9 protein-coding genes are annotated in these 9,872 nt (G+C 61.3%); 5 read left to right on the top strand and 4 right to left on the bottom strand.

Features of this window, described 5'->3' with window-relative positions; genetic code table 11:
- Positions 1 to 185: 185 nt before the first annotated feature.
- A complete protein-coding gene (locus tag TU79_RS24280) occupies positions 186 to 1,745 on the bottom strand; it encodes a sigma-54-dependent transcriptional regulator (protein WP_057010364.1) in 1,560 nt (519 codons plus the stop codon).
- 256 nt (positions 1,746 to 2,001) lie between these two features.
- On the opposite strand from TU79_RS24280, the gene phhA reads away from it, so the two are divergent.
- From phhA to TU79_RS24265, 3 genes are all read left to right on the top strand, one after another.
- Positions 2,002 to 2,793 (top strand): phenylalanine 4-monooxygenase, encoded by a 792-nt coding sequence (gene phhA / locus TU79_RS24275; protein WP_057010363.1) that lies wholly within the window; start codon positions 2,002 to 2,004, stop codon positions 2,791 to 2,793.
- A gap of 96 nt (positions 2,794 to 2,889) precedes the next feature.
- Positions 2,890 to 3,246 carry a 4a-hydroxytetrahydrobiopterin dehydratase gene (locus TU79_RS24270; RefSeq protein ID WP_003238764.1) on the top strand — a complete coding sequence of 119 codons (357 nt, stop codon included), beginning with the start codon at positions 2,890 to 2,892 and terminating at the stop codon, positions 3,244 to 3,246.
- The gene (locus TU79_RS24265) at positions 3,246 to 4,445 is read left to right on the top strand and encodes an amino acid aminotransferase (protein WP_057010362.1); all 1,200 of its coding nucleotides are present in this window, start codon (positions 3,246 to 3,248) and stop codon (positions 4,443 to 4,445) included. Before TU79_RS24270 ends, TU79_RS24265 begins: the two co-directional genes overlap by 1 nt.
- A gap of 31 nt (positions 4,446 to 4,476) precedes the next feature.
- On the opposite strand, the gene TU79_RS24260 is transcribed toward TU79_RS24265, so the two are convergent.
- Complete coding sequence (locus tag TU79_RS24260; RefSeq protein ID WP_057010361.1) at positions 4,477 to 5,286, bottom strand: UDP-2,3-diacylglucosamine diphosphatase; 810 nt, start codon at positions 5,284 to 5,286, stop codon at positions 4,477 to 4,479.
- Positions 5,287 to 5,507: 221 nt separating this feature from the next.
- Here TU79_RS24260 and TU79_RS24255 point away from each other — a divergent pair, with 221 nt between their 5' ends.
- A complete protein-coding gene (locus TU79_RS24255) occupies positions 5,508 to 6,392 on the top strand; it encodes a DMT family transporter (protein ID WP_057010360.1) in 885 nt (294 codons plus the stop codon).
- Positions 6,393 to 6,395: 3 nt separating this feature from the next.
- Here TU79_RS24255 and TU79_RS24250 read toward each other — a convergent pair whose 3' ends face one another.
- The gene (locus tag TU79_RS24250; RefSeq protein WP_057010359.1) at positions 6,396 to 6,683 is read right to left on the bottom strand and encodes an Rdx family protein; all 288 of its coding nucleotides are present in this window, start codon (positions 6,681 to 6,683) and stop codon (positions 6,396 to 6,398) included.
- Positions 6,684 to 6,767: 84 nt separating this feature from the next.
- On the opposite strand from TU79_RS24250, the gene TU79_RS24245 reads away from it, so the two are divergent.
- Positions 6,768 to 8,957 carry a patatin-like phospholipase family protein gene (locus TU79_RS24245; protein WP_057010358.1) on the top strand — a complete coding sequence of 730 codons (2,190 nt, stop codon included), beginning with the start codon at positions 6,768 to 6,770 and terminating at the stop codon, positions 8,955 to 8,957.
- A gap of 392 nt (positions 8,958 to 9,349) precedes the next feature.
- On the opposite strand, the gene TU79_RS24240 is transcribed toward TU79_RS24245, so the two are convergent.
- The gene (locus TU79_RS24240) at positions 9,350 to 9,784 is read right to left on the bottom strand and encodes a MarR family transcriptional regulator (protein ID WP_057010357.1); all 435 of its coding nucleotides are present in this window, start codon (positions 9,782 to 9,784) and stop codon (positions 9,350 to 9,352) included.
- Between the last annotated feature and the right edge of the window lie 88 nt (positions 9,785 to 9,872).

The raw sequence follows: 9,872 nt of genomic DNA, 5'->3' as shown, positions 1-9,872 counted from the left end.
TGGTCGATCAGCTCTTGGGGAATGGATGGAAGGTCTCGCGGGGCCTCACGGCCAGGTTTCTTTTTGGTCGGCATACATGCACCTCTATCAACATGTTATGCCCGAACACAAAATTTATGACAGTCCCAGTGTCAGTCAGCTTATGGGGAGCTGACCCCCTGATATGTACCCACCCCCAGACGCACTCAAGCCCCCTTCACCACCCCATAATCGCGCAATTTATTAGCAATAGTCGTATGCGAAACCCCCAACCGCTTCCCTAGCTGCCGACTGCTGGAATGCTCCACGTACAACGCCTCCAACACCGCCTTCTCAAACCGCCCGACAATCGCCTCCAACCCCCCTTCCAGCGAAAAGTCTCCCAGCGGCTGACGCACCCCGTAATCCGGCAGTCGAATATGCTCCACCTTGACCACCCCGCCCTCACACAACGAAACCGCCTGAAACAATACATTCTCCAGTTGCCGCACATTCCCCGGCCAATGGTAATGAGCAAGCCGGTCCATGGCCGCCGGTGCCAGTGTTGGCAGGGGGCAGCCGATCTGCCGGCTGGCCTGGTCGAGAAAGTGCTCCACCAACGGCGCCAAGCCATCCAGGCACTCGCGCAACGGCGGGATATGCAACGACAGCACATTCAGCCGGTGATACAAATCCTGACGAAACTCCCCCCGCGCGCAGAGTTCTGACAAATCCACCTGGGTCGCGCAAATCACCCGCACATCCAGGTACACCTCTTCATCGCTGCCCACCCGACGAAAGCACCCGTCCTGCAGAAACCGCAGCAGTTTTACCTGCAACCGCGCGCTCATTTCCCCCACCCCATCAAGAAACAAGGTTCCGCCCGCCGTCAGTTCCAACAACCCAAGCTTGCCCTCGGCGCGAGCCCCTTCAAACGCACCGGGGCCGTAGCCGAACAGTTCCGTCTCGGCCATCGACTCCGGCAACCCCGCGCAGTTGAGCGCCATCAACGGTGATTGCCCACGCGGGCTGGCCAGGTGACAGGCGCGGGCCAGCAACTCCTTGCCGGTGCCGGTTTCACCTTCTATCAATAGCGGCGCATCCAGCGGCGCCATGCGCCGCGCCTCACGGACCACGGCGGCCATGACCCGCGAGCTCTGGAAAATGCTGTCGAAGCCGCGCAACTCCTGCTTGCGCACGTTATAGATACGCTCACCGACGCGGTCGGCGCGGTGCAGGGTCAGTACGGCACCGGCCATGGCTTCGCTGTCGTCGTGCTCGGACGATTGCAACGGCGCGATATCGGCCAGGAACACGTCGCCCTTGACCTTGACCCGCAAGCCATTGATGCGCGACTTGCTGGCGCGCACCAGTTCCGGCAAGTCGAAATCCTCGGCGTAGCGCGACAGCGGAATTCCCGGCACCTCGTCCACCCGCACCCCGAGCAACTGCGCGGCCGAACGGTTGGCGGCGACGATGGAGCCGCCCATATCGATCGACAGCACCGGAAACTCCAGGGCACCCAGCAGGGCGTTGAGTTCCATGTGCCGGCGCTCGCTGGGCATCAGCCCTACCCGCTTCACGCCGAACACCCCGCCAATTGCCTCGAACTGCGGGCGCAAGGCCTGGAACTGCATGTTCACCAGGTTCGGGCAGTACAGGTAAATGGCGTTGCCATGCTCACCGCCAACCTCGCCCTTGGCGACGTTGACGCCGTACTCCACCAGCAGGTTGAGAATGTCCCGCAGGATGCCAATGCGGTTCTGGCAATGCACTTTAATACGCATGAAGACACCCGAAGAGTGGGAAGGCGCCGCGTGTTTTTGTCGCTGAGCGCAGATTATCGTCAAGATTATGTTACAGCCAGTGTCCTTTTCCCAGCCCAATGCCGTGACGAGCGCAGATACGTAACGAATTCTTTACGAACTGCAGAGGCTTTTTCTGCAACAGACGCTGTGAAGCGGATGGAATCCTGCCCCGTAGGGCGTATCAATACCGGTATCGCAGGACATAACAATAATGAACGCCCAGCAGGAGAGCCGTATGAAGCAGACGCAATACGTGGCCCGCGAGCCCGATGCGCAAGGGTTTATCCAGTATTCGCCGGAAGAACACGCGGTGTGGAACACCCTGATCACGCGCCAACTGAAGGTGATCGAGGGGCGCGCCTGCCAGGAATACCTGGACGGTATCGACAAGCTGGCCCTGCCACTGGACCGCATCCCGCAACTGGACGAAATCAATCAAGTGCTGGCCGACACCACCGGCTGGCAAGTGGCCCGGGTCCCGGCGCTGATCCCCTTCCAGACCTTTTTCGAGCTGCTCGCCAGCAAGCAGTTTCCGGTGGCGACTTTTATTCGCACCCGCGAGGAACTGGACTACCTGCAAGAGCCGGATATTTTCCACGAGATCTTCGGTCACTGCCCGCTGCTGACCAATCCCTGGTTCGCTGAATTTACCCACACCTACGGCAAGCTCGGCCTGGCGGCCACCAAGGAGCAACGGGTGTACCTGGCGCGGCTGTACTGGATGACCATCGAGTTCGGCCTGGTGGACACACCGGCCGGTCTGCGCATCTACGGTGGCGGTATTCTGTCGTCGCCCAGGGAGACGGTGTACAGCCTGTCTGCGCAGCCCGAACATCAAGCCTTCGACCCACTGGAAGCCATGCGCACGCCCTATCGCATCGATATCCTGCAACCGCTGTATTTCGTCCTGCCTGAGCTCAAGCGCCTGTTCGACGTGGCGCAGGAAGACATCATGGGCATGGTCGAGCGCGGCATGCAGTTGGGTTTGCATGCGCCCAAGTTCCCCCCCAAACCCAAGGCTGCGTGAACCGTGCATTTTGACGCCAGGTGAGTCTGTTCCCTGGCCGCGCGTTGCTTTAGGGTGACGCCACTGACCTTCACCTTTCGAATTCAGGACACCACCATGACCACGTTGAACCAAGCCCACTGTGAAGCCTGCCGCGCCGACGCCCCGCAAGTCAGCGATGAAGAGTTGCCGGTACTGCTCAAGCAGATCCCCGACTGGAACATCGAAGTGCGCGACGGCGTGATGCAGTTGGAAAAGGTATTCCTGTTCAAGAACTTCAAGTTCGCCCTGGCCTTCACCAATGCCGTGGGTGAAATCGCCGAAGCCGAGGGCCATCACCCTGGCCTGCTCACTGAATGGGGCAAGGTCACCGTGACCTGGTGGAGCCACTCGATCAAGGGCCTGCACCGCAACGACTTCATCATGGCCGCGCGCACCGACGAAGTGGCCACCGGCGCCGAGGGCCGCAAGTGATGCATTTCGATGCCATTGGCCGCGTGCCCGGCGACCCGATCCTGGGCCTGATGGAGCTGTACGCCCAGGACGCCAACCCACACAAGTTCGACCTCGGCGTGGGCGTGTACAAGGACGATCAGGGCCTGACGCCGATTCCCCATGCGGTGAAACTCGCCGAGCAGCGCCTGGTGGACACGCAGACCACCAAGACCTACATCGGCGGTCACGGCAATGCGGCCTTCGGCACCCTGCTTTGCGAACTGGTACTGGGCGCCGATTCTACGGTGCTCGGTGAACGCCGCGCCGGCGCCACCCAAACCCCGGGCGGCACCGGTGCCCTGCGCCTGAGCGCCGACTTTATCGCCCAGAGTTTGCCTGGCCGTGGTGTCTGGCTGAGCGACCCGACCTGGCCGATCCACGAAAGCATCTTCGCCAGGGCCGGGCTCAAGGTCAGCCATTACCCCTACGTGGGGGCTGACAATCGCCTGGACGTGGCGGCAATGCTGGCGACGCTGACCACGGTGCCGGAGGGCGACGTGGTGCTGCTTCACGCCTGCTGCCACAACCCGACCGGCTTCGACCTGTCCCAGGATGACTGGCGCCAGGTGCTGCAGATTGTGCGCGAGCGCCGGTTGCTGCCGCTGATCGACTTCGCCTACCAGGGCTTTGGCGACGGCCTGGAACAGGACGCCTGGGCCGTGCGCTTGTTTGCCGCCGAGCTGCCCGAAGTGCTGGTGACCAGCTCGTGCTCGAAGAACTTCGGCCTCTACAGCGACCGCGTGGGCGCGCTGATTGTGTGTGCGGCCGATGCCGAGAAGCTGACGGATGTGCGCAGCCAATTGGCCAATACCGCGCGCAACCTGTGGTCGACACCGCCGGATCATGGCGCCGCAGTGGTCGCAACCATCCTCGGCGACGTTGAACTGCGCGCCCTGTGGAGCGGCGAGGTCGAAGCCATGCGCGCGCGCATCGCCCAATTGCGTGCCGGACTGGTGGACGCTTTGGCCCCCCACGGGTTGGCTGAACGGTTTGCGCATATCGGGACGCAGCGCGGAATGTTTTCCTACACCGGCCTGAGTGCCGAGCAGGTCAAGCAACTGCGAGAAAAACACAGTGTTTACATGGTGAGTTCGGGACGGGCCAACGTTGCAGGCATTGACGCAACACGCCTGAACAGCCTGGCCCAGGCCATCGCCGACGTGTCACCCAACTACTAAAGGAGGGAGGGTCTTGCTCCCTCCCACACCTTCAGCCCGCGACCATTTCGGCCTTGAGCTGCGCTTCTTTCGCCTGCGCATCCGCCAGGCGATACAGCTCGATCTGCCCATCCCAGTGCTCGATCAGCGCGGTGCAGGACTCCACCCAGTCCCCGCAGTTGAGGTAATCCACCTCGCCCACCTTGCGAATCTCCGCATGATGAATATGCCCGCACACCACCCCGTGCAGCTCGCGCTTGGTCACTTCGTGGGCGATGGCTTCTTCGAAATCGCTGATAAAACTCACTGCGGTCTTCACCTTGTGCTTCAAATACGCCGACAGCGACCAATAGCCATAGCCATAGCGCGCCCGCCAATGGTTGAGCCAGCGGTTCAAGGTGAGGGTAAATTCGTAGGCCGAGTCGCCAAGAAACGCCAGCCAGCGGTGATAGCGGGTGATCACGTCAAACTGGTCACCGTGAATCACCAGCAGGTGACGACCATCGGCAGTGACGTGCACCGCTTCGTCCACCAGTTGGATATTGCCCAGGATCAGCTTGGAGTAGCGGCGCAGGAATTCGTCATGGTTACCGGTGACATAGATCACTTCGGTGCCACGCTTGGCCATGGTCAGCAGGCGGCGGATCACGTTGGTATGGGCTTGAGGCCAATACATGCCGCCGCGCATTTTCCAGCCGTCGATGATGTCGCCCACCAGGTACACCTTGTCGGCGTGGTAACCCTTGAGAAATTGCGACAGGTGTTCAGCCTGGCAATCCCGGGTGCCCAGGTGCACGTCGGAAATCCACAGGGTACGCACCCTTTGCTTGCGGCTGGGCTTGATGGACTCTGCACTGGTCATGGGCTTGCCTCGGCGGTGTTTTCGCGAGCTTGCGCTCTGGCGATTAATAGCCCATGACAAGGGTGCGTCAGTCTGATGACAGTGTTCCCGTTTCGCTCATCCCGCGGCCCCGTGCATTGTAGGAATAGTCACGCAATAAAAATCGCAGCGCGGACGACAGACGCCGGCCTGCGCAACCCTCTAGACTGCGCTTCTGTCCGCTCGTTGATTCAAGGATTGCAATGACTCCCCGCTCAGCCCTCGGCGCCCTGCATATCGGCGCACTGATGTTTGGCCTCACCGGCGTATTCGGCAAATTGGCGGCCGCCTCCCCCGCCATCATCGTGTTTGGTCGCGCCGCGTTTGCCGTGCTGGCGCTGGCGGTATTTGCCCGGTTCGCCAGCAATGCTCCCTGGAAGCCACTGCACAGGCGTGACTGGCGCCGACTGGTAGTCAGCGGCGTACTGCTGGCAGCGCATTGGGTGACGTTCTTTATTGCAGTAAAAGTCGCCGGCGTGGCGGTTGCCACCCTGGGGTTCACTGCGTTCCCGGCGTTTACCGTGATCCTTGAAGGGCTGATCTTTCGCGAACGCATCCGCGCCAATGAAGTGCTGCTGGTGGCGCTGGTCACGGTCGGCCTGGTGCTGGTGACGCCGGACTTCAATCTGGCCAGCGAAGCCACCGGCGGCCTGTTGTGGGGGATTGTCTCGGGGTTGCTGTTCTCGTTGCTGTCGCTGAACAACCGCGCCGGTTCCGGGCGAATTCCGGCGGTGCAGGCGGCGTTGTGCCAGAACGTGGTGGTCGCGGTATGCCTGTTGCCCGTGGCGGCACCGGGGCTGGCGCAGGTGCGTGCGATTGACTGGTTGTGGATCGGCCTGCTCGGGGTGTTCTGCACGGGCCTGGCCCATAGCCTGTTTGTCGCCAGCCTGGCAGTGATCAAGGCACGCACCGCGTCGGTGGTGTTCGCCATGGAGCCGGTCTATGGCATTACCGTGGCCTGGCTGCTGTTCGCCGAGACCCCGACCCTGCGCATGCTAATGGGCGGCGCGCTGATCATCGTCGCCATTGTGCTGTCCGGTCTGATGGGCAGTGCCGCTCAGGCCAAACAACCGGCTGGGGCGAGTTGATCCCTACGCGGTACGGTCGTTGTGGCCCAGATCACGCTGCGGGTCGATCTGGTCGCGCACCCGTTGCTTGAGCACCTTGGCTTCGGGAAAGCCGCCGTCGGCCTTGCGCTCCCACAGTTGCACGCCGTCGCAGGTAATCCGAAATGCGCCGCCGGTCGCAGGTTCCAGCGCGACCCGGGCCAGATCCTCGGCAAAGGTGCTTAACAGTTCCTGCGCCAGCCACGCCGCGCGAAGCAGCCACTGGCACTGGGTGCAGTAGGTGATGACGATCTCGGGTTTGTTCACGGACATAATTTGACAGGCTCCTGGCGTAACGGCCTCAGCGGATCGAGTGGCTATAATACCGGCCATTATCGCCCAGCCTTGAGATTCATGATGCGCCGCCTGTTGTCCTGCCTGTTCCTGTGCCTGTTCCCCCTTCTTGCCGATGCCGTTGAACCGCCACGCCCGAAAATCGGTCTGGTGCTGTCCGGCGGCGCCGCGCGTGGCCTGGCCCACATCGGCGTGCTCAAGGCGCTGGAGGAACAGGGCATCCACATCGATGCCATCGCCGGCACCAGCATGGGCGCAGTGATTGGCGGGTTGTATGCGTCGGGCTACAAGATCGACGAACTGGAAAAACTCGCGCTGGGCATCGACTGGCAGCAGGCCCTGTCCGATGCGCCACCGCGCGAAGACGTTCCGTTTCGGCGCAAGCAGGATGACCGGGATTTCCTGGTCAAGCAGAAACTCAGCTTTCGCGACGACGGCAGCCTCGGCCTGCCGCTGGGCGTGATCCAGGGCCAGAACCTCGCACTGCTGCTGGAGAGCATGTTCGCCCACAGCAGCAACACGCGTAATTTCGACAAACTGCCTATCCCGTTTCGGGCGGTGGCCACCGACATCACCACGGGCGAAAAAGTGGTGTTCAGCAAGGGCCACCTGCCCCAGGTGATTCGCGCCAGCATGTCGATCCCTGCCGTGTTCGCCCCGGTGGAACTGGACGGCCGATTGCTGGTGGACGGCGGCATGACCGATAACATTCCCGTGGATGTAGCGCGTGAGATGGGCGTCGACATTGCCATCGTGGTCGACATCGGCACGCCGCTACGCTCGCGCAAGCAACTGGCTACGGTGGTAGATGTACTCAACCAGTCCATCACCCTGATGACCCGGCGCAACTCCGAAGAACAACTCAAGGCCCTGCATCCCAAGGACGTGCTGATCCAGCCGCCGCTGAGTGCCTATGGCGTCACTGACTTCGGCCGCGCCAGGGACATGATCGACGCCGGCTACCGTGCCACCCGCGCACTCGACCAGCGCCTGGCCCACCTGCGCCCCGCCGAACAGATCGATGCCGAGCTGGTGGCCGCGCGAGCCCCTGGCGAGCGCACACCAGTGATTACCGCCATCAACGTGGAGAACGACTCGAAAGTCAGCGACGACGTGATCCGCTACTACATCCGCCAACCCCTGGGCGAGCCCCTCAATCTGGGCCGCCTGCAATCGGACATGGGCACCCTGTATGGCCTGGATTACTTCGAACAGGTGCAATACCGCGTGGTGAAAAAAGGCCGCGACAACACCCTGGTGATCAGCGCACGGGGCAAGCGCAGCGGTACCGACTACCTGCGGCTGGGCCTGAACCTGTCGGACGACATGCGCGGCGACAGTGCCTTCAACCTGGGCGCCAGTTACCGCGTCAACGGCATCAACCGCCTCGGCGCCGAATGGCTGACGCGTGTGCAGATCGGTGATCGGCAGGAGTTGTACAGCGAGTTCTACCAACCGATGGACGCCGGCTCGCGTTACTTCGTTGCGCCCTATCTAACCGCCAGGGCGCAAAACGTCGAACTGGTGCTGGACAACGACCCAATTGCCGAATACCGCGTGGAGCGCTATGGGTTTGGCCTGAATGTCGGGCGGCAGATCGGCAACAGCGGCGAGATTCGCTTCGGCGTCGGTGAGGCCTGGGGCAAGGCGGACGTGCGCATCGGCGAACGCGACCTGCCGAGCGCGAGCTTCAGCGAAGGCTTCTATGAACTCAAATACTCCTTCGATTCTCTGGACAACGTTTACTTCCCCCACACGGGCGAAGATATCGGCCTGGCGTTCCGCGAATTCGAACCGGGACTGGGCTCCGACCAGCGCTACCGGCAATGGGAGTTCAAGCTGGACAAGGCCATGAGCCATGGCCCGGACACGCTGGTGCTGGGGGGCCGTTACGGGCGCACGCTGGACAACTCGGAGGTAGTGGTTTCCAGCTTTCTGCTGGGCGGCGCGCGGCAGTTGTCGGGGTTTCGTCAGGATGCGATTTCGGGGCAGAACATCAGCCTGATGCGGGCGGTTTACTATCGCCGGTTGACGCCGCGCTCATACCTGCCGCTGGATTTCCCGCTGTACCTGGGGGCTTCTCTGGAGCGGGGACGGGCGTGGAACAATGATAACGAGTTCGACAGCGGGTATATCAATGCTGCGAGTGTGTTTTTGGGGTTTGATACGCCGCTGGGACCGTTGAATTTCAGTTATGGGTTTAATGATGAGCGGCAGAAGGCGGTTTATTTGAATTTGGGGCAGACGTTTTAAGGGGGGGTTGGGTGGGATATATATCCGTTGCCCCACCACTCGCAGCCTCACCCAGCGTGGTTAACGGGGCGCCTAAGATCAAAAGCCAAGCAGATCAAAAGCAGCGTGATGTCCATCAGACAAATGGAGATCCAAATGTGGGAGGGGGCTTGCTCCCTCCCACAGTTTGTAAAGCGTTCGGCAGCCAATTCCGGTCGGCCATAAGGCCGCCGCGCTCTTGATCTTGATCTGAGGCGCCCCGTTAAACACGCTGGCCGAACGCAGTTGGGGCGAAGCGTTTTGGGTCACTTTTTACGCTCTTCAAAAAGTGACCCGCTGCAAGAGCGGAACCGCCAGTAGCCATTACCCAAATAACGGATATACCCCCCACCAACCCCATGGCACTCACTTAATCAAGACTTCTCCAAATTTTGCAAAATATGCCCATGCACCCGCATGCACACTTTCAAATCCGCCTCATCCACCCCTACAAACAACTCATGGCGCAAGGCAGTCGCAATCGTCTCAATCTGATCAATCAACGGCCGGGCCGTATCGCACAATAAAATCCGCTTGGCCCGGCGATCCTCCACCACGGCCTGGCGCTGCACCAACCCCTGCCCTTCGAGGCTGTCGAGCAACCGCGCAAGGGTCGGCCCTTCCACACCAACGCTCTGCGCCAGCTCCCGCTGAGTCGGCGCGTCTTCGAAACGCGCCAGGTGCAGCAGCACCAGCCAGCGCGCCTGGGACAAGCCCAGCCCTGCGAGACGGCGGTCCAGCTCGGCGCGCCAACCTCGAGACATTTGCGCCAATTGCATGCCAAATCGGTGTTGATCGGTTAACGGCATAAAAAACTCGTGTTTTAGACTGAAAATAAAGTTTGGCTAATTATTAGTCAGCTAAGCATGAGCCATGCCCATAGGCAATAGTGGCTAT

Source organism: Pseudomonas trivialis, assembly GCF_001439805.1.
Taxonomy (GTDB): domain Bacteria; phylum Pseudomonadota; class Gammaproteobacteria; order Pseudomonadales; family Pseudomonadaceae; genus Aquipseudomonas; species Aquipseudomonas trivialis.
Note: the sequence above shows the minus strand (reverse complement) of the source record. Positions and strands in the feature narration are given on the sequence as shown.